General features: G+C 49.2%; 15 protein-coding genes, 1 tRNA gene and 4 pseudogenes. 8 read left to right on the top strand and 12 right to left on the bottom strand.

The window, feature by feature from the left end; all coding sequences use genetic code 11:
• Positions 1-194: 194 nt before the first annotated feature.
• From ACLI4M_RS22990 to ACLI4M_RS23015, 6 genes are all read right to left on the bottom strand, one after another.
• On the bottom strand, positions 195-1,652 hold the full coding sequence (locus tag ACLI4M_RS22990; protein WP_133623368.1) for an NAD-dependent succinate-semialdehyde dehydrogenase: 1,458 nt from the start codon (positions 1,650-1,652) through the stop codon (positions 195-197).
• An 835-nt stretch (positions 1,653-2,487) separates the two neighbouring features.
• Positions 2,488-3,444 (bottom strand): HTH-type transcriptional regulator Cbl, encoded by a 957-nt coding sequence (cbl, locus tag ACLI4M_RS22995; protein WP_048915649.1) that lies wholly within the window; start codon positions 3,442-3,444, stop codon positions 2,488-2,490.
• A gap of 147 nt (positions 3,445-3,591) precedes the next feature.
• Positions 3,592-4,509 (bottom strand): nitrogen assimilation transcriptional regulator NAC, encoded by a 918-nt coding sequence (nac, locus tag ACLI4M_RS23000; RefSeq protein ID WP_133623367.1) that lies wholly within the window; start codon positions 4,507-4,509, stop codon positions 3,592-3,594.
• A 734-nt stretch (positions 4,510-5,243) separates the two neighbouring features.
• Complete coding sequence (locus ACLI4M_RS23005) at positions 5,244-6,275, bottom strand: ABC transporter permease (protein WP_133623366.1); 1,032 nt, start codon at positions 6,273-6,275, stop codon at positions 5,244-5,246.
• 18 nt (positions 6,276-6,293) lie between these two features.
• Positions 6,294-7,778: a sugar ABC transporter ATP-binding protein gene (locus ACLI4M_RS23010; RefSeq protein WP_048915644.1), complete on the bottom strand. Its 1,485-nt coding sequence runs from the start codon at positions 7,776-7,778 to the stop codon at positions 6,294-6,296.
• Positions 7,779-7,810: 32 nt separating this feature from the next.
• A complete protein-coding gene (locus ACLI4M_RS23015; RefSeq protein ID WP_048915643.1) occupies positions 7,811-8,734 on the bottom strand; it encodes a sugar ABC transporter substrate-binding protein in 924 nt (307 codons plus the stop codon).
• Between the two features lie 512 nt (positions 8,735-9,246).
• Here ACLI4M_RS23015 and ACLI4M_RS23020 point away from each other — a divergent pair.
• From ACLI4M_RS23020 to ACLI4M_RS23050, 7 genes and pseudogenes are all read left to right on the top strand, one after another.
• A tRNA-Asn gene (locus ACLI4M_RS23020) sits at positions 9,247-9,322 on the top strand.
• Between the two features lie 161 nt (positions 9,323-9,483).
• Entirely contained in the window at positions 9,484-10,752 is a 1,269-nt protein-coding gene (locus ACLI4M_RS23025; RefSeq protein WP_133623365.1) for a tyrosine-type recombinase/integrase, read from the top strand.
• 246 nt (positions 10,753-10,998) lie between these two features.
• Positions 10,999-11,923: pseudogene (locus tag ACLI4M_RS23030) on the top strand (IS5 family transposase).
• Positions 11,924-11,974: 51 nt separating this feature from the next.
• Positions 11,975-12,910 (top strand): annotated as a pseudogene (locus ACLI4M_RS23035) (type IV secretory system conjugative DNA transfer family protein); the annotation flags it as partial.
• An 8-nt stretch (positions 12,911-12,918) separates the two neighbouring features.
• The gene (gene mobC / locus ACLI4M_RS23040) at positions 12,919-13,722 is read left to right on the top strand and encodes a MobC family replication-relaxation protein (RefSeq protein ID WP_133623363.1); all 804 of its coding nucleotides are present in this window, start codon (positions 12,919-12,921) and stop codon (positions 13,720-13,722) included.
• Between the two features lie 181 nt (positions 13,723-13,903).
• On the top strand, positions 13,904-14,560 hold the full coding sequence (locus ACLI4M_RS23045; protein ID WP_413449804.1) for a DNA methyltransferase: 657 nt from the start codon (positions 13,904-13,906) through the stop codon (positions 14,558-14,560).
• A 499-nt stretch (positions 14,561-15,059) separates the two neighbouring features.
• Complete coding sequence (locus ACLI4M_RS23050) at positions 15,060-15,683, top strand: hypothetical protein (protein WP_133623362.1); 624 nt, start codon at positions 15,060-15,062, stop codon at positions 15,681-15,683.
• 196 nt (positions 15,684-15,879) lie between these two features.
• Here the strand turns inward: ACLI4M_RS23050 and ACLI4M_RS23055 are convergent.
• Positions 15,880-16,515: pseudogene (locus ACLI4M_RS23055) on the bottom strand (YecA family protein); the annotation flags it as partial.
• Between the two features lie 38 nt (positions 16,516-16,553).
• On the opposite strand from ACLI4M_RS23055, the gene ACLI4M_RS23060 reads away from it, so the two are divergent.
• Positions 16,554-17,701 (top strand): IS3 family transposase gene (locus tag ACLI4M_RS23060; protein WP_133623360.1). Its coding sequence is split into 2 segments (ribosomal slippage): positions 16,554-16,791 and positions 16,791-17,701, totalling 1,149 coding nucleotides; the frame shifts between segments, so codons are not numbered across the junction.
• Here ACLI4M_RS23060 and ACLI4M_RS23065 read toward each other — a convergent pair.
• The 5 genes and pseudogenes from ACLI4M_RS23065 to ACLI4M_RS23085 form a co-directional block, all read right to left on the bottom strand.
• Positions 17,698-18,633 carry an ArdC family protein gene (locus tag ACLI4M_RS23065; RefSeq protein ID WP_133623359.1) on the bottom strand — a complete coding sequence of 312 codons (936 nt, stop codon included), beginning with the start codon at positions 18,631-18,633 and terminating at the stop codon, positions 17,698-17,700. The two genes, ACLI4M_RS23060 and ACLI4M_RS23065, sit on opposite strands and share 4 nt — an antisense overlap.
• A gap of 526 nt (positions 18,634-19,159) precedes the next feature.
• Positions 19,160-21,844, bottom strand: a complete 2,685-nt coding sequence (locus tag ACLI4M_RS23070; protein ID WP_133623358.1) for a TrlF family AAA-like ATPase — start codon at positions 21,842-21,844, stop codon at positions 19,160-19,162.
• 190 nt (positions 21,845-22,034) lie between these two features.
• A pseudogene (locus tag ACLI4M_RS23075) lies at positions 22,035-22,170 on the bottom strand (IS256 family transposase); the annotation flags it as partial.
• Positions 22,171-22,201: 31 nt separating this feature from the next.
• A protein-coding gene (locus ACLI4M_RS23080; RefSeq protein ID WP_133623357.1) for an IS3 family transposase occupies positions 22,202-23,301 on the bottom strand; the annotation gives its coding sequence in 2 pieces (ribosomal slippage) (positions 22,202-23,040 and positions 23,040-23,301; 1,101 coding nt in all).
• A 193-nt stretch (positions 23,302-23,494) separates the two neighbouring features.
• Positions 23,495-24,262 carry a hypothetical protein gene (locus ACLI4M_RS23085; protein WP_413449758.1) on the bottom strand — a complete coding sequence of 256 codons (768 nt, stop codon included), beginning with the start codon at positions 24,260-24,262 and terminating at the stop codon, positions 23,495-23,497.
• Positions 24,263-24,399: the final 137 nt, after the last annotated feature.

The following is a 24,399-nucleotide window of genomic DNA, read 5'->3' on the forward strand; positions in this document are numbered from 1 at the left end:
TTAAGCCGACTATTTAAATAGATGATTTTCATCACAAAACGAATGCACCAGCGCGGTGAATCCGGTACTAAACTTGCACCAATTCAGCGCGGACGTTTTGTCAGGCTTTCATTAAGCCACGGGTTTATTTATAAAAAAGGCCCGCACCTTTTCGGGGTGCAGGCCTTTTTTAACGCTTAAACTTTATTTAGCTTTTAAAGACTGCCGAAATGAAACGCTTTTGATTCGAGATATTCTTCAATGCCGTAGCGCGAGCCTTCGCGCCCGACGCCGGAGAGTTTAATTCCACCAAACGGCGCCACTTCTAAAGAAACAGAGCCGGTATTAAAACCGACCATACCAAATTCCAGCGACTCTCCTACACGCCATGCGCGGCGAATATCTTCGGTGAAGAAATAAGCCCCAAGACCGTAAGGGGTATCATTCGCCATATTTATCGCTTCTTCTTCTGTGTCAAAAATAAACAGCGGTGCGACCGGGCCAAAGGTCTCTTCATGGGCAATGCGCATGGCGCGGGTAACGCCGCCAAGTACCGTCGGCGCCACGAAGGTGCCGTTACCGTTGCTGATGCCGCCGGTTAACAGCTCGGCGCCGTGGCTGAGCGCATCTTCAATATGGCCATTCACTTTGCTTACCGCCGCCGCGTTGATCAGCGGGCCGATGGTGCTGCCGTCGGCAAAACCATCGCCCACTTTCAGCTTCGCCACCTCTTCCAGCAGGCGGGCGGCAAAGCGCGGGTAGATAGTACGCTGAACCAGAATGCGGTTGGCGCAGACGCAGGTTTGCCCGGCGTTGCGGAATTTACTCATCATCACCCCGCTGATAGCAATCTCGAGGTCGGCATCGTCAAAGACGATCAGCGGCGCGTTACCGCCCAGTTCGAGGCTCAGGCGCTTAATGCTGTCGGCGCTCTGCTGCATCAGCAGCTGGCCGATGCGCGTCGAGCCGGTGAAGGAGATTTTCCGCACCGTGCGGCTGCCGGTCAGGGTTTCGCCAATCTCTTTGGGTAAGCCGGTGACAATCTGCAATACCCCAGCCGGGATGCCTGCGCGCTGCGCCAGTGCGATCAGCGCCAGCGCCGACAGCGGGGTCAGCTCCGACGGCTTAACGATGATCGGGCAGCCTGCGGCCAGCGCCGGGGCAACCTTGCGGGTGATCATCGCAATCGGGAAGTTCCACGGGGTAATAGCGGCGGCGACGCCAACCGGCTGCTTCAGCACCAGGATACGGCGGTCATCGCTCGGTGCCGGAATGGTGTCGCCATAAATGCGGCGAGCTTCTTCGGCAAACCACTTCACAAAACCCGCGCCGTACAGCACTTCGCCCCTGGCTTCCGCCAGCGGTTTGCCCTGCTCGGCGGTCATGATGGTGGCCAGGTCGTCAGCATTGTCGAGGATCAGCTGATGCCATTTCTCCAGCAGCAGCGCACGCTGCGCGTTCGGCGTCTTCGCCCAGCTTTTACGTGCCGCATCGGCAAAGGCTATCGCCTGCTCGGTTTCCTGAGCGCCGAGCGCCGGAATAGTACAGAGCACTTCGCCGGTTGACGGGTTGGTGACCGGCAGCGTTTCGCCGTTGAGCGCGCCCTGCCATTCACCGTTAAAAAAAGCCTGCTGGCGCAGCAGAGTAGCGTCATGTAAACGTTGTGCGAGCATAGCGTCTCCTTAATAAGTTCATTTCACTTTAACGGAGGCGCGGCAATCAATGCTGCGTTATCACAGTGTGGGGAGCGCGCGGAAAGGGGTTTTCGCCGGGGAAACGAAATTTTATGCCGTGGCCGGTGTCATCGCCATGACCTGTAGGGGTTGACCTTCTTTTTCGGTCAACCCGCTGTGTGAAAGGACTGTCTGTTAACACCGTATTTTTTGTAGGGGTTGACCTTCTTTTCCGGTCAACCCGCTGTGTGAAAGGACTGTCTGTGAACACCGTATTTTTGTAGGGGTTGACCTTCTTTTCCGGTCAACCCGCTGTGTGAAAGGGCCGACCGAAAAAGAGGATCGGCCCCTACTGTCTGTGCACCGTATTTTTGTAGGGGTTGACCTTCTTTTCCGGTCAACCCGCTGTGTGAAAGGGCCGATCGAAAAAGAGGATCGGCCCCTACTGTCTGTGCACCGTATTTTTGTAGGGGTTGACCTTCTTTTCCGGTCAACCCGCTGTGTGAAAGGGCCGATCGAAAAAGAAGATCGGCCCCTACTGTCTGTGCACCGTATTTTTGTAGGGGTTGACCTTCTTTTTCGGTCAACCCGCTGTGTGAAAGGGCCAATCGAAAAAGCGGATCGGCCCCTACTGTCTGTGCACCGTATTTTTGTAGGGGTTGACCTTCTTTTCCGGTCAACCCGCTGTGTGAAAGGGCCGATCGAAAAAGAAGATCGGCCCCTACTGTCTGTGCACCGTATTTTTGTAGGGGTTGACCCTCTTTTTCGGTCAACCCGCTGTGTGAAACGGCCAATCGAAAAAGCGTATTGGCCCCTGCTGTTCTGCGATTTGCCGTTAAATCTGGAAATCGATCACCGTTTCCTCTTCGTTCAGCGACAGTGCCTGGCGCTTGATCTCTTCCAGTGACAGATTGGCGTTGCACAGCTCGAGGAACTGCCAGACAAAATTACGCTGCAGCTGGCCGCGCTTCAGGCCCAGCCACACGGTGTTTGACTCAAACAGATGGCGCGCTTCCAGCCGGGTGAGCTGCGAATGCTCATCCAGCTGGCAGGCCTGATCGGCCAGAATCCCCACCCCTAATCCCAGCTCGACATAGGTTTTCACCACGTCGGAGTCCTGGGCGCTCAGCACAATATCCGGCTTGAGGCTGGCACTGTGGAAGGCGCGATCCACGCGCGAGCGCCCGGTGATCCCCTGGCGATAGGTGATCAGCGGATAACGGCTGAGCGCCGCCAGGGAAACCGGCTGCTGCTGCTCGAGCTCGTGCCCTTTCGGCACCAGCAGCGCGTGATGCCAGCTGAACCACGGGAAAGCCGCCAGCGCCGGGTTGTTGACCACCTGCTCACTGGCGATGCCGATATCCGCCTCCCCCGCCACCAGCATTGAGACGATCTCCTGCGGAGAACCCTGGTTGAGTTCGAGACGGACATTCGGATAGAGCGCGCGGAAGGCCTTGATCACTTTCGGCAGGCTATAACGTGCCTGGGTGTGGGTGGTGGCGATGGTGAGGACGCCGCTCGATTCGTTAGTAAAGACATCGGCGAGGCGACGCACTTTTCCAGCTTCATCCAGAATGCGTTCGGCAATGGTTAGCAGCGCTTTACCCGGTTCGGTCATGCCGAGCAGACGTTTGCCGCGCCGGATAAAAATCTCTACGCCCAGTTCATCTTCTAAATCACGTATATGGCGGCTGACTCCAGACTGGGAGGTGAACAGCGCATTAGCCACTTCGGTGAGATTAAACTCGCAGCGTGCCGCTTCCTTAATGATTTTAAGTTGCTGAAAATTCACGTGCGTTCCTCTCTCGGTTATCTGCTGGTTTACATCATGTTAAGGATGCAAATTGATAGCAACAAATAATAAAAAGAGGTTTTATATGCTTTTTAGCGATAAGGCGGGCGGTGAGGCGCGCGACTGCGCGCCCGGCACAAAGGGGAGTTAACTGACCAGCATCAGCTCGCGATCTTCCACCACCGGCTTATTAAGCAGCGACAGCAGAATGTTTTTCACCGCCTGCGCCGACGGCGACAGGGGTTCACGGGCAGAGACGTTAAGAGAGAGCGGCAGGTTCAGCGTCGGGCTGGTAATCCGCGCCATCCAGGCATTGGTCGAGCTGACCAGCGCGCGCGCCGCGGACTCTGGCAATACCGTCGCCCCCATACCGCTGGAAACTGCCGAGGTCAGCGTGGCGATGGACTCTATCTCACCGATAATACGCGCGCTGAGGCGGCGCAGGGAGAACGCTTCATCAACCCGTTTGCGCACGGCGCTGTAGTCACGCGGCAGGAACAGGTTCATCTCGGCAACGTCGGCGAGATCGATGCTTTGCCCCGGACAGGCGCTGGCGCCCACCAGATATAATTCCTCTTTCATCAGCGCAATGCTGGTGATGCCGGCCGTCGGCGCACGATCGTACAGCACCGCCATGTCAAGCTGCCCATTCATCACTTTTTCGTTTAGTGAAGCCCCGCTGTTTTCGTGTAAGTACACCAGCACGTCCGGGAACTGTTCACGCACGGTTTGCAGCAGCGGCATGGTCAGTGAGGAGGCGGCCGTACCCGGCGCGAGGCCAATCGAGACCTGCCCGCTTAGCGCCTGCCCGGCATTAATTACCGCAGTCTGTGCCTGCTCGCACTGGCGTAAAATCGTGCGAGCGTGGGAATAGAGGATTTTACCCGCTTCGGTAGGCGTCACGCCGCGCTTGGTGCGGATCAGCAGCTGCTGGTCCAGTTCATTTTCCAGCGTGGCCACCTGCTGGCTCAGCGCAGGCTGTGCAATATGCAGGACTTCTGCAGCCTGAGTCAGGCTGCCGATGTCGACGATTTTTACGAAATACTTCAGTCGTCTTAAGTTCATAATGCCTCCGTCGCGTATCCCCGAATGCCAGCAGCGCTGGCGGTTTATAATAAGTTTTCACTCTGACCCAATCAGGATTGCAAGCGGCGTGCCAGAATTTTCCTAACGGCCTGCGGGTCAGCTAACGGGGCGCTAACAGGCGGTAAAATAAGAGAATCTGATTACCGCTGGCGCAGAGATTAATGAGATTGATATCTGGCAGGTCAGAGCAGTTGACGGGGTTGCACGCCGATGGTGCAGAAAATGCGTTGAGGATGTGCAGGTCTCTGGCGTATGCGTAGAGAGGGAGTCTCCATCTTAAGGGTCGACCGGAACAAAAGGTCGACCCCTGAGGTATCCCCATAAAAATTGATTTGGATATTGTTGCGGGACGTCAGGCGCCAGGTTTCAGGAGGGAGGGCTGCTTACTGCACCGGCATGAATACATCCCTGTAGCCTGGCTCACGGCCATCCCTGGCCGTGGGCCTGCTGCAATCAGCCCTCCCTCATTGCACCCAAAGCCGCAGCGTTGCGGTTTAAAACCCACAGCGAGCATGATGCGAGTGGGGGATGAGCTTGGCCTGAGGTAAGTCGGACGTCACGCGGCAGGGATGCCGCGTGCCGAGGCCCGCAGGGAGCGTCTTTTGCCGTTCCGGCGTGCTCAGGCTGAGCTCAGACCGGTTTGCGGATGTTTAGCGATGGAAGTTATTTCTGGGGATACCTCAGCGGTCGTCCCCCTGCAATTTTGTAACCTGTTAGCGTTTTTTACGGTTGCGGTACATATCAATCGATACCGCGGCGACAATAATCATCCCTTTGATGATGTCCTGCACGTAGGCATCGACACCGACGAAGGTAAAGCCGCTCTTGATCAGGCCGAGGATCACCGCCCCGATCAGCGTGCCGGTAATGCGCCCGACGCCACCCATCAGGCTGGAGCCACCAATCACCGCCGCAGCGATGGCATCCAGCTCGTAGCCCAGGCCCATACTTGACTGCCCGCTGCTGACGCGCGCCGCCAGCACCACCCCGGCCAGGCCGGACAGCCCACCGGCGATGGTGTAGACAATAATCAGATACTTATTGACGTTAATCCCGGAAACTTTGGCGGAAACCATATTGCCGCCGATGGCGTAGACATATTTACCGTAGCGGGTGTGTTTCAGCGCGATATGGAAGATAACCGCGACCACCAGGAAGATAATCACCGGCATTGCGCCCTGACCGATGGAGGTAAAGCCGTCGGAGAGGAAGCTGATAGGGTTACCCTGAGTGTAATACTGTGCCAGACCGCGAGCGGAAACCATCATCCCCAGCGTGGCGATAAACGGCGGGATGCCGGTTTTGGTGATCAGCACGCCGTTAACGATACCGCACAGAATGCCCACCCCGATCCCCGCCCCTATCGGCAGTACCGCCGGCATATCCACCAGTGACGGGAACATGGGCGAGAGGCTTTCCGAGGTTTGTGCCAGGCTGGCCGCAACCACCGCCGTCAGCGCAATGACCGAGCCGGAGGATAAATCGATACCGGTAGTAATAATGACCTGCGTTACCCCCACCGCGATAATCCCGATAATGGCTACCTGCAGCACAATCAGCACCAGGCGGTTCGGGTTCATCAGAAATGACTGATCGCGTACATACCAGCCGAAGGCTTCAAAAATCAGCGCGATACCCACCATCACCACAAAAATACCGGTATCTTTGGGCAGCTTGCTTTTAACATTATCAAAAAACGATGGCGCTTCAGCCGACTGTTGCGTTGTCATTTTCATCTCACTCATGTTGTTTACCTCACGCCCTTATTCGGACGCCAATGACAAAATGGTTTCCTGGTCGGCGTCTTCTTTATCGAGGATGCCGGTAATACGTCCACCGTGCATCACCATCACGCGGTCACTCATACCGATGATTTCCGGCAGTTCAGAGGAGACCATAATGATGGCGACGCCCCGGCTCGCCAGTTCGCTGATCAGGCGATAGATCTCCGCCTTCGCACCGACGTCAATGCCACGGGTAGGTTCGTCAAGGATAAGGATTTTCGGCTGTGCCAGCAGCCAGCGGGCGATTAACACCTTCTGCTGATTACCGCCGCTGAGGTTGTTAATAATCTGGTCCATGGTCGGCGTCTTGATATTCAGGCGCTTAATCTGTTCCAGGCAGTCTTTCGCCATATTGCCATGATTGACGAAGCCGCCTTTGGCGCTGTAGTCAGTCATTTTGACGATGCTCATGTTCTCCATCACCGACAGCACAAGGAACAGGCCCGACTTCTTACGGTCTTCCGTCAGGAAGGCGAGGCCTTTTTCAATCGCGCTGGCCGGGGAATCGATGGTGGTCGGTACGCCGTCGATCAGGATCTCGCCGCTGTCTGTCGAGGTCATACCAAACAGGCTTTCCATCACTTCACTGCGGCCGGCACCCACCAGCCCGGCGACGCCGAGGATCTCACCGCGGCGCACGCTGAAGCTGATGTCCTGGAATACGCCGTTGCGCGTCAGATTGCGCACCGTCAGCACATCTTCACCGATATTGCTGTCAGTTTTCGGGAACAGCTGAGTGAGCTCACGCCCGACCATCTGGGTAATCAGCGACTGACGCGTGTAGTTGGCCGTCTCGTTACTGCCGACCCATGCGCCGTCACGGAACACGCTGACTTCATCGGTAATGGCAAAAATTTCATCCATTTTGTGGCTGATATAGATGATGGCTTTTCCCTGCGAACGCAGGTCACGAATAATGGTGAACAGATGCGCCACTTCGGTTTCCGTCAGTGCCGATGTCGGTTCATCCATGATGACGATGTCTGAGTTCCACGACACCGCTTTGGCGATTTCCACCATCTGCTGGGAGGCGATACTGAGATCGCCCACCATCTGCTCGGGACGCAGGCGAATATTCAGCTTAACCAGCAGATCTTTGGTTAGGCGGTTGAGCTTGCCGTGGTCAACGAAGCCGAATTTCATCGGCTCGCGACCCAGCCAGATATTTTCGGCGACCGTCATATGCGGTACCAGATTCAGCTCCTGGTGGATCATGGAAATTCCCGAACGCAGCGCATCCAGCGTGTCGGTAAACTGCACGGGTTCACCCTTAATGCGGATCAGCCCCTCATCGGGACGGTAGATCCCAATGAGGCACTTCATTAAGGTGGATTTCCCCGCACCATTCTCCCCCATCAGAGCATGCACCGTTCCCGGCTTGATTCGAAACGAGACGTTACTTAACGCCTTAACGCCCGGGAAAAATTTGCTGATGCCTTCGGCTTCTAGCGCATATGCGGTCATTTACTACCTCCGTACAACCGGTTCAGAGAACGTTATTTCTGGTTTTTACTGGTGAACTTCTCGTAGTTCTCTTTGGTGATCAGCTGGAAGGGAATATCAACAATCGGCTGCACTTTCTCACCTTTCACCAGCTTCACAGCGGTCTGTACGGCACCTTCGCCCTGACCTTTAGCGTCCTGGAATACGCTGGCAACCATCTTGCCGTTCTTAATCATCTGCAACGCATCCGGTGTGCCATCGACGCCCGCCACCAGGATGTTATTAGGGTTTTTACCTAATGCCTGCAGCGCACCAATCGCCATTTCGTCGTTGTTTGACGCAATCGCCTGGATATCATCACCCGCGGTCAGCCAGTTACTGGTGACGTCTACCGCATCGTTACGGGTGAATTTCGCGGTTTGTTTCTGTACCACTTTCAGGCCAGGATATTTCGCCACAATGGCTTCCACGCCTTTGGTACGCTCGCGCGTGGCTTCGTTGGCGAGGTCACCTAACAGAATGGCGACGTTACCCTTGTAGTTCATGCGTTTTGCCAGCGCTTCCATCTGCAGGCGGCCTGCCAGCTCGGAGTCAGAACCGACGAAGGCCATTTTGCCGGTCAGGGTAGTGGCGGGTTTGCGGTTGACGAACACCAGCGGGATGCCGGCTTTAGTGGTGAGATCAACAATGGGTTTAACGGCGTTGGTATCTACCGGGTTAACGATGATGGCATCGACGCCCTGGCCGATGAAGTTTTGAACCTGTTGCAGCTGCTGTGCGACGTCGCCTTTAGCGTCTTCTACCTGGCCTTTAACATTCTCTGCCTTCATCTCATTGTTGATTGAGTTGCGCACGATAGTTAAAAAGTTGTCATCAAACAGTGCCATAGAGACGCCAATCTGGAGATCTTTGGCAAAGCTGGTGACAGGTAACATACACACTAACAGTGACGCTAGAATTGTTTTTTTCACGTTCATGGCAAAGCCCTTATTATCGTTAGCATGCGAAGGTTCGCTGATACGGCGAATGAAAAATTTCTTTTACATCCACTCAACTTCACCGACGGCTTTATTAAAATGTAGGGGGTGACTATTTCGGGTAATACTCTCTTTCAGGGTACGGCTAATCGGGTCTGTCTTTTATTTATATAAACAACGGGTTAGTTAAAACTCACACCACCTTCTTTGTGCATCCCCGCTGGCGTCATCGCAAAACAGTTTTTTTGTTTCATAATCACACCAACTGAAACTTTAACTATGAAAGCATCGAAACGCATGTTTTAAAATCAGCAAATAACAAAAATTTGACACACCTCTAACATCGGCAAGGGAAAGGCGGGAAAGTGAGATCTGGCGCAGAGATTGAGGAACGAGCAGAAATAAAGGGAAAGTATCAGAACGCTGCTTTTGTCAGCAAACGCACTCAGGTTGTCGATTGGTACTTTGACATTTCGCAGGCACGCCGTTAACATGCGCCCCGTTCACACGATTCCTCTGTAGTTCAGTCGGTAGAACGGCGGACTGTTAATCCGTATGTCACTGGTTCGAGTCCAGTCAGAGGAGCCAAATTCTTGTTTTCATGCCGCTTTGCGAATCCTTATGTGATTCCGATTCAATGAGTTAGCGTGAAAAGTCTTCCCGATGCATTTTCAGTTTTCCCTCCGCATCGGGAGAATTTGGTGGTCAGATTTGGGGTCAAGTTGGTTCGATGACGGAGTGACCCCCAAATGTCTCTTAACGACTCAAAAATCCGCAACTTAAAATCATCCGCTAAACCCTTCAAAGTTTCCGATTCTCATGGTCTATATCTGCTTGTTAATCCAGGCGGTTCACGTCTCTGGTATCTCAAATACCGCATCAATAGAAAAGAATCCCGCCTCGGCTTAGGTGCTTATCCTGATGTCTCTCTGGCTGATGCTCGTCAACAGCGTGGCGGTATCCGTAAGCTACTGGTGCAGAATATCAATCCAGCACAACAACGCTCCGCTGAAAGAACCACTGCGTTGCCAGAAGAAACCTTCAAGTCTGTTGCACTGAGCTGGCATAAAAGCAACAGAGCATGGTCTGAGAATCATGCCGTCCGTCTGCTCGCCAGCATGAATAACCATATTTTTCCGATCATTGGGCATCTACCTATCTCTGAACTAAAACCACGTCATTTTATCGACCTGCTGAAAGGGATTGAGAAAAAGGGCCTACTGGAAGTGGCGGCACGTTCCCGGCAGCATATGTGCAACATCATGCGCCATGCCGTGCATCAGGAGTTGATAGATAACAATCCGGCGGCAAATCTGGACGGTATCATCACCCCTCCCGTTAAACGCCACTACCCTGCCCTTCCACTGGAACGACTATCGGAGCTGTTGGCTCGCATAGAGGACTATCAGCAAGGACGAGAACTAACCCGCCTGGCAGTATCACTCACCCTGCACCTGTTCATACGTTCCAGCGAACTGCGTTTCGCCCGTTGGTCTGAGATCGATTTCAGGAACAGAATCTGGACCATTCCTGCCACTCGCGAGGCAATCCCCGGTGTCCGCTATTCCGGGCGTGGAGCGAAAATGCGCACACCGCATATCGTTCCTCTCTCCAGCCAGTCCATCACTATTCTGAAACAAATACGGGAAATATCCGGGCATCAGGAGCTGGTATTTCCGGGTGATCATAATCCGTATAAACCGATGTGCGAAAACACGGTCAACAAGGCACTGCGGCTGATGGGTTATGACACGAAAGATGAAATCTGCGGCCACGGATTCCGGGCAATGGCCTGTAGTGCCCTGATGGAGTCTGGCCTATGGGCACAGGATGCGGTTGAACGGCAGATGAGTCACCAGGAGCGTAACAGCGTTCGAGCGGCTTACCTCCATAAAGCAGAATATCTCGATGCCCGTAAAGCGATGATGCAATGGTGGTCGGATTATCTGGATATGTGCCGGAAAGCGTATGCTCCACCTTATATTTGTGGGAAGGAAATCAGTTGCGCAATGGGATAACCCCTCTGACAAAATAAACCACAGAAATAGCCGTATCAGTCTGTACTGGTACGGCATTTTTCTGGCTTCAACTCGGAGAAATTGTTAAGCCGTTTATGAGCATCTTCAACCGAATCGACCTGCGTGAATCGAAAGTGTGAGGTCCGCTTATCATTTAGATCTATCCACGGGCTTTGTTGAATAAATCGAACTTTTTGCCGTAATCAGGATCAGATCACCACATTCTCGATCCTGTAGCGGTATCCCGTGGCAAAACAAACGTTCAAAATCACCAACTGGAACGTCTACAACAAAGCCCTCGTCAATCGGGGCTCACTGACATTCTGGCTTGATGAGTCGGCCATTCAGGCCTGGTATGACGAACCCAAAACCTCTTCACGTGGTCGTCCGCAACATTATTCCGAGCTGGCCATTTCCACCGTTCTGATGCTCAAACGCGTCTTTCGCCTCACGCTGCGCGCTGTGCAGGGATTCATCGATTCCATTTTTATCCTGATGAAGCTCCCGCTCCGTTGCCCGGATTATTCCTGCGTCAGCAGGGGGGCTAAGTCCGTCAGCATCCCTTTCAAAAGCCCCACACGCGGTGAAATTGCCCACCTGGTTATCGACTCCACCGGCTTAAAAGTTTTCGGTGAGGGTGAGTGGAAGGTGAAAAAACACGGTAAGGAAAAGCGCCGTGTCTGGCGGAAGCTGCACCTGGCTGTGGACGCCGGTACGCATGAGGTTATCTGTGCTGACCTGTCCCTGAACAACGTGACTGATGCTGAAGCATTCCCGGGACTTATCCACCAGACACACCGGAAAATCAGGGTCGCTTCAGCCGACGGGGCTTATGACACCAGAACGGTGCCACGACGAACTGCGGCGTAAGAAAATCAAAGCACTTATCCCGCCGCGAACCCGGGCGGGTTACTGGCCGGCTGAATATGCCGAAAGAAATCAGGCGGTTGCCCGGCAACGGCTCACGGGAAGCAATGCGTACTGGAAATGGCACACGGCTTACAACCGACGTTCGGTGGCTGAAACTGCAATGTATCGTGTCAAACAGCTGTTTGGTGGGCATCTTACGTTGCGGGATTATGATGCTCAGGTTGGGGAGGCTATGGCCATGATCCGTGCATTAAACAAAATGACGCGTGCAGGCATGCCAGAAAGTGTAAGGATTGCCTGAGAAAGTCAGCGACGAGGGGAGCATTTATCTAAATCCGATTTATTCAACAAAGCCCTGGAGGAACTGTTTAATGCCGGTTTCAGCCTGGGTAAAAAAGGCGAAGGTGCTGACTTTTACCGTATCGCCGACCGTCGCGCAGCCAGAAATACGGCAGCTATTTACGAAAAGGGAATGACGTTACGCGACTTATTTAACACTGACTTTGTGAAATCCCTCAGTGAAGATGTGCCTGCTTTTTATGGCGAGCTTGAGGAAATAGCTTTAGTGAATTCCATTAATGCGCGTAACGGATTTTCCTTAAAGACCATTTTTGATGAAGGCGGATGCTGCTACATCATCGGCTCGATGCGTAACCAGAAAATCATATCGGCTCAGCGAATGATTTTAACTCGCCTGATACAGGTAGCTGAAACGCGTGATCGAATAAAAGGCAAACCTCGTCCGGTCGCTATTTTCCTTGATGAACTCAAGTATCACCTATCACGCCCTGCGCTTGAGGGACTTGGCGCAGCGCGGGATAAAGGTGTGCATATCATCATGGCCCACCAGTCGGTAAAAGATTTATATGACTGCCCGGCAGATCTGGAGGGTGATGCCGTTGCAGGTTCGGTGATTGAGAACTGCAAGTTTATGCTGGTTTATCGCCTTCGCGATCCGGACACTGCCGACTGGGTGGCAAGGATGACCGGCTCTATTCTGGTTGACGATGAAATGAGGAAAGTGAAAACAGATATATCCCTGACGGAGAAGATGGAAACGGACAGGATGATCCGCCAGGCGGAACGCTATTATATAGACAGCAATATGCTGCTCAATTTGCCGAAATTTGTCGGTTTTGTTTTTACCCAGAATGATCTGGCGAAGGCAACCAAACTTTTCCACATTCCAGCGAAAAAACAATATATCGACCTGCTCTCATTTGAGCATAAAAAACCTCCGCATACCGAAAAAGAAAATCCGATTCGCAAACCCTCCATTAACCTGTGAGGCTATCAATGCTTATTCATAACGTTGCTAAAAGAAATGAAGCCGCAAAACGGAGAATGCGGACATTGCTGTATTTTCTCAAGGAGGAAACGTTCTCTGATTTCCAGACCTTAAAAAGAGTTGTCGGCTATAAAGGGAAACATAACCATGCGATGTATAAACTGCTCAATAAAGTGGCTGCGATGGGCTTCCTGATTAAACATGAATACCCAGTATTGACCGGGAGAAAATCATTGTGGGGGATCACCATGCAGGGACTGGCAATGGTGGTTAGCGCTAATGACAAGGTTTTCCCTGCCTATTTTGAGCCGGGCAAACTCAAAAACTCGACGCTGGAACATCGACTGTTAAACCAGTGGGTAAGGATCGCCCTTGAGGAAAAAGGTGGCACAGGCTGGCTGAACGGCGACCGGGGAGAGTTTATGTCGCGATACCCGGGCGTCCGGCACAGACCGGACGGCATTATTACCTTAAGCAGCGGTGCCATCGTTGCAGTGGAAACAGAGCGGTCGATGAAAACCCGCGTCCGTTACATCAGCATCATTAACAGTCATCTGGCAGCCAGCGACGCCGGACGCTGGCACTATGCCATGTATGTGATGCCGGATGATAAAACTAAGGAGTCGCTGGTCAGGCTGTTTGGCAGCATCAGAACGGTGATTAGAAACGGTGTTCCCGTTCCGTTTGATGCGAAGCACCGCGAGATGTTTCTGTTCCGCACAATTGATGAACTGGAAGGGAGTATCAGTTATAAGCAGGAAGCTCTTTCTTCATCAGCTCATGGAGATGACGGGAGGGAATATCATGCATGACGTTCTGAGCCATGGCGACTGCTTTGACGTTCTGCGCAGTATGCCGGACAACTCTGTGGACAGCATTGTGACCGACCCGCCATATGGTATTAAATTCATGGGGAAGACATGGGACTACGATGTCCCTTCACCGGCCATCTGGTAAGAATGTCTGCGCGTACTCAAACCCGGTGGTCATCTGCTGTCCTTCGCGGGATCCCGCACTCAACACCGTATGGCAGCGCGTATTGAGGATGCGGCATTTGGAAATGGCGGAATGCTGGGCTGGATATACGGTTCGGGTTTTCCTAAATCTCACCACGCGTTAAAGCCCGCACTGGAGCCGATTACCCTTGCCCGTAAGCTATTCAGGAGGTCTATAGAATCGAATCTGTGCGCGCATGGCACCGGCGCTCTGAACATTAGCGAATGCAGGATCCCGCTGGCAGAGGGGGAATCCCCCTATAATTATCCAAATGGACCGGGAGGTTCCGAACCTAACCACATGTGGCGAGGCAGAAATAATGGTGATGGGAGTGTCGCCAGGCAAGGAAACCCCGATGGCCGATGGCCTGCCAATCTTATCCATGATGGCAGCGGTGAAATACTTGCTATGTTCCGGGATACCCCTCAACAGTTAAAAATTAGTAGCGCAAGTAGGTTCTTTTATTGTGCGAAAGCCAGCAGAAAGGACCGTGGTGAGGGTAATAATCATCCATGTGTAAAGCCCACCGAACTGATGCGTTACCTTTGCCGCCTAGTTACGCCCCCGAGAGGCACTGTACTTGATCCCTTCATGGGCAGCGGAAGCACCGGCAAAGCCGCTGCGATGGAAGGTTTCTGTTTTCATCGGTATTGAGCGCGAAGCGGATTATGTGGAAATCGCTTGAGGCGTATTGCGGCAGCACGTAGCACCATGGCTCGTTCTGGCGATGCAGAAAGGCACGTTGATAACTGAAATTAGTCTGAATGCCCATAAAAGGGTGTTAGTTCAGATTTGAGCTAACATTTTTATGGCTCAGGTCCATAATCTAATCTGACAGGCAGCTCTGTGCCGACTGCAGACCGTGAACTGAGGACTGAGGACTGAGGACTGAGGACTGAGGACTCAAAAATTGTGTTACTATACTAATTCATCAGGTAGATTACGGGTGAAAATTTAGTATGTCATTAGCGTTTTCATGCAAAAAAACTTTGATTGATTGTGTGATTACCTTATAAATAGGTAGTTTGTCGAGGTAAAAATGCTTAAAAATCACAAATCTATGATTAAATTGAAGCTTTATTAACCCATAATGTTAGTTAATGATAATTCCATTTTACACCCTTTGAAATAAATTATTTGTTACGGAGTTTAAATGACTTACATTAAAGATTTAGAAAATGAAATCCCCACAATAAAAAAATTATCCATTGGAGTTGGGGTTAATTCTTTTTACGCACAAGAGGTTTTGCGATTTTATTCTATTGCGGGAACACTATCAAATCAGTTCGACTTAAATAATTTATCTTTAGTAGAAGAACGATACATTAGCCACATTTTATCTCGTTCTTTACTTGAGAATTTTTTTTGGATTCTTTATATATTTGATGATAAAAATGAAAAGATAATTCGATATGAATCACTACTAGACTCCTTTAGAAAAGATTATTATAAACTCATGAATGAACCAATGATAAATAATCAGCCTGGGTTAGAGCCTGCTGATCCGTCATGGTCTAGTATTTCTCGTGGGCTAGATGTTAATAGTATGCTCGCGCAGATAAAAAATGATTACGGTGATCGCCTGAATTACTTATATTTTACTTATCGTATATCTAGTTTTGATACTCACGGAAAAAATCTTAGCACGGTGTTGGAAAGCGTTTTCGGGAAGCGAGTTAATTTCCCATACCTAAAATTGGAATATGCATTTGAATTGATATCAAATCAATATCTTATAATACTAGGGGAATTACGCAGTAACGGAGAGATACAGTGAATTATTATCTATGTCTAAGTAATTTGCTGTAGTTATGGGAAGAAGAGTAAAGTCTGCTCCTCTTTCAAAGCTGCCCTTGGGCCTTACCTATCATAGCTTCGTATCAGAAGCAGAAATAACTAACATAAGGGCGTACTAGTCAATGGGGAGTAGGTCAGAGCATCTTCCCAAAAAATCGCGTTTTAATGCTCTACTCTCAAGCACCATGACATTTTTTATATTTTCTACCTGACCCACATGGGCAGGTGTCATTTCGGCCAACTTTGCCAAAAATATTAATCATTCTGGCCCCGTTTTCTTGCTGATAGAGATGCTCAATGTAAGCTGCCTGTCTAGCAACCTCAAAGCACTGATCATCCGTGAGACCATTCATATACGGTGTTAGACGTTGAATTTCGGCATGAGCTTGCCGATGTTGTCCTGCCAGTGCCAAGATTACAGCATACTGGCTCCTGACCTGAACCAGTCGATGTATCAGTCCGGCATTATTGACCACAGGTAGTACATGCTGCTCCATGACCTCTCTTGCACCTTCGAAATCTTTAAACTCGACGAAATCATCCGCCAGGTCCTGTCCTACCCGGACCATAGATTCAGGGGCCATGGCTAGATTGTAGAATTTCATTGCATGGATACGCAGAAACGGATCTAGTTTTCCCTGTCTGCTTTTAATTATGGCTAATAGCTCAAGTGCATCAGCTAGATGTTTAAAATGTTCATGGTTGTTCTCGTCATAATTGATAATTTTCAGCAATGCCTCAGCGTTTTTCCCCATGACATCTTTTGGGCTGATTCCAAAAAAGGAGTTGAATCGCCACGGGTTTAACAGACACCTCAGAGTCATTTAAGATGGCTTAAAGAGAGGTGCCCATGAGCGGTAAGCGTTATCCCGAAGAGTTTAAAATTGAAGCAGTCAAACAGGTTGTTGATCGCGGTTATTCTGTTGCCAGCGTTGCAACACGTCTCGATATCACCACCCACAGCCTTTACGCCTGGATAAAGAAGTACGGTCCGGATTCTTCCACTAATAAAGAAGAGTCAGATGCTCAGGCCGAGATCCGCCGTCTCCAGAAAGAGCTGAAGCGGGTTACCGACGAACGGGACATATTAAAAAAAGCCGCGGCGTACTTCGCAAAGCTGTCCGACTGAGGTACGCCTTTATCCGTGACAACACCTGTTGCTGGCCTGTTCGCCTGCTCTGTCGGGTGCTGGATGTTCATCCCAGTGGTTTTTACGCCTGGCTTCAGCAGCCGCATTCACAACGCCATCAGGCAGACCTGAGACTGACAGGACAGATTAAACAGTTCTGGCTGGAATCGGGATGCGTCTATGGTTATCGCAAAATCCATCTGGATCTGCGGGACAGCGGGCAACAGTGCGGAGTGAACAGAGTCTGGCGACTGATGAAACGTGTCGGGATAAAGGCTCAGGTCGGATACCGGAGCCCGCGGGCACGTAAAGGCGAGGCCAGTATCGTGTCGCCCAACAGGCTCCAGCGACAGTTCAGCCCGGATGCTCCGGATGAGCGTTGGGTAACGGACATAACCTACATCAGGACCCACGAAGGCTGGCTGTATCTTGCCGTGGTTGTTGATCTGTTCTCACGCAAAATTATCGGCTGGTCCATGCAATCCCGGATGACAAAGGATATTGTCCTGAACGCACTGCTGATGGCTGTATGGCGGCGTAATCCCCAAAAACAGGTGCTGGTTCATTCGGATCAGGGCAGTCAGTACACAAGCCATGAGTGGCAGTCGTTCCTGAAATCACACGGCCTGGAGGGCAGCATGAGCCGTCGCGGTAACTGCCATGATAATGCGGTTGCAGAAAGCTTTTTCCAGTTGTTGAAACGCGAACGGATAAAGAAAAAGATCTACGGAACGCGGGAAGAAGCCCGCAGCGATATTTTTGATTACATCGAAATGTTTTATAACAGTAAGCGTCGGCATGGTTCTAGCGATCAGATGTCACCGACAGAATATGAAAACCAGTATTATCAACGGCTCGGAAGTGTCTAGATTATCCGTGGCGATTCATTTGATGCCGCACCAGCAGCTTTGAAAATATAGCGTTTGTCGTTTTTCAGCGCTTTCAGCCAGGAAGCAATATAGCTTTCATGCTGTACCTCCCCATCGATCCCCAGATCCGCCATCAGAAAAGCACTTCCCAGCTCCGCTACCAGTTCTTCCTCTGCATAATCCGTACTGCCAAACTTGCCTTTCATTTCACGATTCAGGCGTTTTTTTCCCACAGTCCAGTGAACCAGCTCATGCAGGCCGGTAGCATAGAAATTAGCCGCGTCCGAAAACAGATGGCGCTCCGGTAACCAGACTTCATCGGTTGATGGGCTGAAAAAGGCGTTTTGTCCTTTCTCGATGATGTTTGCGCCGCTTTTCTTGAAGAGGTTTTCAGCCTGCGGCAACGGGTCAAAGGTTGCTTCTGGGCTGACTGTTTCAGTTGTCAGTGGAAGTCCATGAATTTGTTCAACATTGAACACATTGAAGGTTTTCAGCATCGGGATCTGGTCGATTTCACCGTCGTCGTTTTCTTTCTCCAAGGTTATATAGAAAATGGTTGTCGTGCCGTGCTCGCCTTTACGAACCTGCCCGCCGACTGCCTGTGCTTGTTTGTAGGTCATCCAGCGTGAATCACCGAAGCCCTGTTCTGACGCACTGCACCACAACAGCATAATATTCATTCCGCTATACGCGATACCGGTTGTGAAGTTGGAGGGCAACCCAGACATGCCCGCCATTCGTTTCCACGGGCAAGACCACGGTTTTACACTGGCTTCAAGCGCTGCAATGATATTGTTGGTGACAGTCTGATAAATATCTGTTTTGGCTTTAGAAAATTTCGTTTTTGAGGAGCCTGACTGCTCCAGCGGGGATACGCTGGTCGCCGCTGCGGTGTTAGGGGCGCTAGTCTGGGTATGCAGGGAAATGGTCATGTTTTTTCTCCGTCAGTGGTGTGATTTTCGTCTTCGTATCGCCTGACGGTTCGCTTTCCCGGCATCGTTCCGGCACGCAAGGGCGCAGAATGCGTGCCATATAACCTTGCGGGACGGGTTGTGTTGGGAAACGATTAACCGGAAGCTGATACGGGAACGGAAGTCACGCGGGAGAAAAAAATCTGACTCTGTATAGCCGGGCGTAGCGGCCCTTAGGCCGCAGCGGTGAAATGGGTTTGGGTGTGATCTCTGTTTTACCCTGGCACCGATATTAGGACAGGATAAAAATTGACTAAAATCTCAAAAAGGACATAAAACTTGGAAAGGGCTACTTGCACTATGACAACGCTGGTGCAGAAAACTTCTTCCACTTGCTGGCATCGCCACGGAGCCTGTAGTGGCCTCAGCCAAGAAAAGTTTGAAAAGCAGCCCCTCGCTTAGCATAATGTCCTCATTACGTGGATAAGATCAGCGTAAGCCGAAAAAGTATCATGGACTCAACAGGGTGTATGCGGTACTACGTTCTTCAAGCTTTGAGAATCCTTTTGTATCGTTTTTCAAATAATTCTCTGCCGCCTTCCATGATTTCACATACGTGCTTCTTGATGTTATTGCCCTGAAGGCCACCAAAGGCATTGATATAGGATTGTCCTTTTATATTCACTAATGCAATAACGAGTTCGGAGTCTCCATTAACCACGATATTTGCGTTATGAGTTACGATGATAACTTGACGACGAGTCTTTAGCATTTTCAAACGGTCGACAATCAACGTTCCAATCAACTTATTGTCAAGATCATCCTCTGGTTGATCAAGTATTAATGGCTCAGAGCCGAGTGAAAGGATAAGGGATAGTATTGCAGCGCTTCTTTGACCGGCAGAGGCATTTGCAATGCTCCTAAATTTTCCGCCTTGATCTTTGAATGACACCTCCAACTTATCTTCTGGGAACCATTTAAGAATGTTGACTTCGATTTCGCCTCTAACAAAATTTATTCGGTCTTGGATATGGCTTGGGATTGGTTTTCCAAAGGTTGTTCCAGATAATAAGTTTTTTTTAAAGTCTTTGATTACTTTAATTTTATCGGAATCATTTTTGGATTTTTTAATTATCTCAATCAGATGCTCAATAGTATCCTTAATATAAGGGTGGTGGTCTACATTGAAATTTATTTGTCTTTTTTTCTCTTCGAAAATTTGACTAAATGTCACCAAGGACGCAGAAACATCTTCAAATGGTAATATTCTTATGCATATTGACTCGATACCAGAAAAATACTTTGAAATAAAACATTGGCGTCTGGTTGTTATAAGCTGTCGAATCTTTATAAGATTGCCTTCTGATTCGTTCAATAAACAGGATAATGTATAGCGTTGGTCTTCTAGTTCCTTAATTTTCGCTAGGTTAATTTCAATATTTTCTAGTTTGGTTTGCAGTGAATGTTGCTGACCAAGTTGGTTTTCAACATTGATGGACTTCTGAACATCGGGTATAGTATCGTATATTTTTTGCATAAATGCTGAATTATCAATCCATTCAGAGAATTCTGATAAAGCATTTAAAGCGTTTTCCATTACTTTTCGGGTTTGCTCTTTACTATCTATCAGAATATTATCAATATTTAGCAGTCGGTTGTGCATCTCTTTTTCAGCAGAAGAGTTGCCTTTGATGTAATCAGGAATGTATAGTGGTCGTAGAGCTTCGATGGATTTGAGCGTGCTCGTTATAGTGCTAATGGCATTGGGGTGGTGGCCGCGAATAAACCCTCTTACGGTGTCAAGACGTCGATAGAGAGCAAGTGCAGGATTGTCAGACAATTTACTAATTTGTGAGATTCGACTGAGAATATCGGCACGCTCACCTTCAAATTTTGATTTGTTGGCGATTTCTGTGCAGTGTTGTGAGATTGTGTTTTTTAAGTTTTTGTAGTTATTCGATTCTCGCTTTAAACTTATAATCCAGTTAGCCAGATCAATTTCTTCCGATTTATCAATAAGATTTAGAAGTGTGTTGGTGTTCTTTGATATCTCGAATATTTGCTTTTGGCTAAAAATCCTAATAGGAAATCGCTCCGCAATCACGCCGTCTTCAGCGATCCAGTCTGTACCTTGTTGTTTGTGGATTTCAGTCTTTTGATGGGTCCATGTGATACGGTAGGCCTCACCATTTTTGGTGTAATTTATACTAATTTTAGTGTCTTTCTTAAATAGACCCGGAGCGTCTTTTTTTTCAGGGATTCGTGTTGCGTTCCTAAAGGCTGTATTTATTTCATGATGTTGGGAGAGTTCTGTTTCTCGATCCAGTGCAATACGCATGAATTCTATGAGAGACGACTTCCCTGTTCCTCTACCTCCTATTATAGAATTGAGCCAAGGATTAAAATTAATTTCAAGTGGTTCTCTAGTTCCAAGATATTTAGTATTTTCCACATGCAAATTATTTATTACGCATGCAGGTGCTTCGTTCAGCGAATGCGGGAGAACAATGTCTGAGCGTATGACTGAACTGGCACCGTCAATAAGGGCATTTTTCAGACCACTGATATCGGGGATGTCCATCTTCAACCAACTGAATTTTCGGCCCACCTTGCTCGGATGATGACTGTCTGAACCGAGAAGCTCAGGAATATCTATATTGTATGATCGGTAAGACTTAAGAGTTTCAGATTCAGGATTGATAACTTCGACCGCGTCTACACTTGTGAGGGCTTGCTCTAGGGTTTTACCGGTAAGCTCCTTGCAGTAGCCTGCATCCATATCTATATGTGCAGGTATTGCCACGCCATCATACTTATGAATCATCTTGATGACTTGCTGAGGCGAACATTCTGTGACACTGTCCGTTTTCCCGTACTCGCTGTGGTATTGTACGGCCCCCAGTAAGGACGCTATGTCTGCAGATGTTTTTGATGGGTCGAAAATCGCAAGGATATGCACTCCTCCTTGGACTGAAATCTCAACTCCAGGGAAGATTGTTATATCTATTCCCTCATTTCGCAAATCTTCAGCGGCGGATTTGTATAAATCGATGGCGGCTCCGCTATTATGGTCAGTTATTGCAACACATTGAATTCCTTTTTCGATGAAGTGGTACAGCCATTCCGTGGGGCGGATGCGATTTTTAAGATCAACGTCTAATTTTGCATAGTCATATGAGTATGGTGTGTGTGTATGAATATCGAATTTATACCATTTAGAGCCAGGAACCATTTTTATTTCTCGAAAAAGTTATATAATGTATGGATGCCTCAAGGGTGTAATCTTAAACCGAATCTACAATATTTCAAAGGTTACTCCTTGTTTCTCATCATTCTGATTGAGCATACGCCACCTCACGTCCTCTGATTTTAGCGGCTATACCTGCCCACAGAGGTGTATGGGTTTCCGGAGATCAGGTCACCTGATAACTCATCGCTAGTTCGAAAAGGCGAATGACCTTCTGCTCAATCTCGTCAGACAACGTGGTCTGGTGTTTTTTTAACCAACTGCGGTTCAAACGTCCCATTACGATCGCGTGACGTGACCAGTTCGAAGCTGATCCCTTCCCAATATTGATGCCAGGATAAATCAGAGATCCGGATCTGTTTGCAGGCTTCGGACAAATTCTTCCGGAGTCTGGTTATTTAATGAGGAATGTGGCCGGTACTGGTTATATTCCTGCCGCCAGTGCTCGATCTTCTCCTGAGCATCTTCCAGTGACAGGAACCAGTGCACATTCAAACACTCATCGCGCAGGCTCCCGTTGAATGACTCGACCAGAGCATTATCTGTCAGTCTGCCGGGCCGTGAGAAGTCCATTGTCACCTTATTTTCGTATGCCCAACGGTCAAGCGCTTTAGAGATAAATTCGCTGCCATTATCCGTCTGCAACCGGTGTGGTATACGGTGCTGCATTTGTTTCAGGCGCTCCATAACAGCCACCACATCCTCTCCGCGCAGCCCCTGACCAACTTCGATCGCCAGGCATTCACGACTAAAATTATCCACTACAGTTAGGGCACGTATCCGACGCCCGTTGAACAGATTATCAGCAACAAAATCCATGCTCCAGCACTGATCTAATGCGGTCACTTCTGGACGGGCGTGTCGGTGCCTGGCTGTAACATGCCTGAGTGGTCGTTTTGCTCGCAGATTCAGTCCTTCCTGACAGTAAATTCGGTGGGTTTTCTTGTGGTTGACTAACCAGCCTTCCCTGCGCAAAAGAATATGAATGTGCGGGCAACCATAGCGGATCCGTGTCTCCGCAATTTCTCTTATCCGGTGAGTCAGGGCCCTGTCATCACGACAACTGCGATAGAGGTATACCGTGCGACTCTGCATCATTAAACGGCAACCACGACGCAGCCCGATACGATAGGCGTCCAGCAGGTAAGTCACCGCTTCACGCTTCTGAATGGGCCTCAGAACTTTTTTCGAATGACATCCTGGAGCATTTCCTTATCCAGACTGAGGTCCGCCACCAGACGCTTAAGCCGTTGGTTTTCGTCCTCAAGCTGCCGCAAACGGCGCAGTTCTGTTACGCCCATACCGCCAAATTTTTTCTTCCAGTTATAAAAAGTGGCTTCAGAAATACCCATCTTTCTGCACACTTCCTCCACCCGAGTGCCTGTTTCGGCCTGTTTAAGGGCGAATGCTATCTGTTCTTCGGTATAACGGGTCTTTTTCATGGTTGATATGCCTCTCAGTGAGATGAAAGAAAGACCGGATACTTTAGTTTAGGATGGCACTGTTTTCAGGGAGGAGATCAAGTCAAGTCACATGCACCTTTCAAACAAATTCCAAATCTCCAATCGATAGTATAAATTAGAAATATTCATCAGTACTGTTTTGAGAGGTTTATTACCCCTCTCAAAATGTGTTCTAGTTGTCGCAATAAATAATTGGAACAGCATTAGCCTCTTTTACAGCATGAGAAAAAGAAGACAAGATCCATAGCAGTTGAATCACATGAGGCTTAACCGGTTTTTTTCTTCGCAAATTAATGAACTCGCGCTCTATCTCTTTTTTGGATAAAAATGAACAGCTAAGAATGCATTTTCTATGCAATTTAACATCCTTAAAAAGGTCGTCAAGGTATTTCCTAATGTTTTTAGTGTCACCTTTTCTTACCTTTTTTATCTTGGTTGATACTGACTTTTTATTGTAAACTCCAGTATAGTTTTTATTGAATTTTCTCTTTAATTTAACAGTAAAATCAGCAGTATTAAAATACATATATCCAAGATTTTTTATACCCTGACCAACAACGTCATGAAGTTTACTTGCTGATGTGCTTTTGTCACCATGCTTTGAATGAATGAAACAAATGCATGACTCCGCTTTATTAAATGTGATATGGTCTGCCCATTCATTCCCTAAGTCATCGCAAAAGATGTAATCATCCCCACTATGAATGTTTTCCACCACATCAAACATGGAATCATTAGAGAACTTATCCATTCCTTTTAAAAGCAAACCTTTCTCACTTGAGACGTTTTTTATATTAGTTTTAGGGACAAGCATTTCTAATATGCTATTGATTTCCGATAAGCCTGAAGAGTCCTCGAAACAATTACCCATAAAATACATATAGCATGGGTCAGTAAACGTAATGCTGTAGAAACCATTTTTAAAGATAAAACTTTGCAAAGTTATATCTTTAGAGTTGAAGCGGCGCACGAAAAACGCGAAAGCGTTTCACGATAAATGCGAAAACGCCTCAAACCGTACCCTCTACATCGGTTAAATATCGGCTGGCTGACAACCGAACGAGTAAATAAAACAAA

Origin of the sequence: Erwinia sp. LJJL01 (genome assembly GCF_047300805.2) — a bacterium.
GTDB classification, from domain to species: domain Bacteria; phylum Pseudomonadota; class Gammaproteobacteria; order Enterobacterales; family Enterobacteriaceae; genus Erwinia; species Erwinia aphidicola.

Coding starts and splice junctions, on each gene's coding strand:
- ACLI4M_RS22990 (WP_133623368.1), bottom strand. CDS start 1,652: ATGCTCGCACAACGTTTACATGACGCTACTCTGCTGCGCCAGCAGGCT.
- ACLI4M_RS23065 (WP_133623359.1), bottom strand. CDS start 18,633: ATGACCATTTCCCTGCATACCCAGACTAGCGCCCCTAACACCGCAGCG.
- ACLI4M_RS23025 (WP_133623365.1), top strand. CDS start 9,484: ATGTCTCTTAACGACTCAAAAATCCGCAACTTAAAATCATCCGCTAAA.
- ACLI4M_RS23010 (WP_048915644.1), bottom strand. CDS start 7,778: ATGACCGCATATGCGCTAGAAGCCGAAGGCATCAGCAAATTTTTCCCG.
- ACLI4M_RS23005 (WP_133623366.1), bottom strand. CDS start 6,275: ATGAGTGAGATGAAAATGACAACGCAACAGTCGGCTGAAGCGCCATCG.
- ACLI4M_RS23070 (WP_133623358.1), bottom strand. CDS start 21,844: ATGGTTCCTGGCTCTAAATGGTATAAATTCGATATTCATACACACACA.
- nac (WP_133623367.1), bottom strand. CDS start 4,509: ATGAACTTAAGACGACTGAAGTATTTCGTAAAAATCGTCGACATCGGC.
- mobC (WP_133623363.1), top strand. CDS start 12,919: ATGCTTATTCATAACGTTGCTAAAAGAAATGAAGCCGCAAAACGGAGA.
- ACLI4M_RS23015 (WP_048915643.1), bottom strand. CDS start 8,734: ATGAACGTGAAAAAAACAATTCTAGCGTCACTGTTAGTGTGTATGTTA.
- ACLI4M_RS23050 (WP_133623362.1), top strand. CDS start 15,060: ATGACTTACATTAAAGATTTAGAAAATGAAATCCCCACAATAAAAAAA.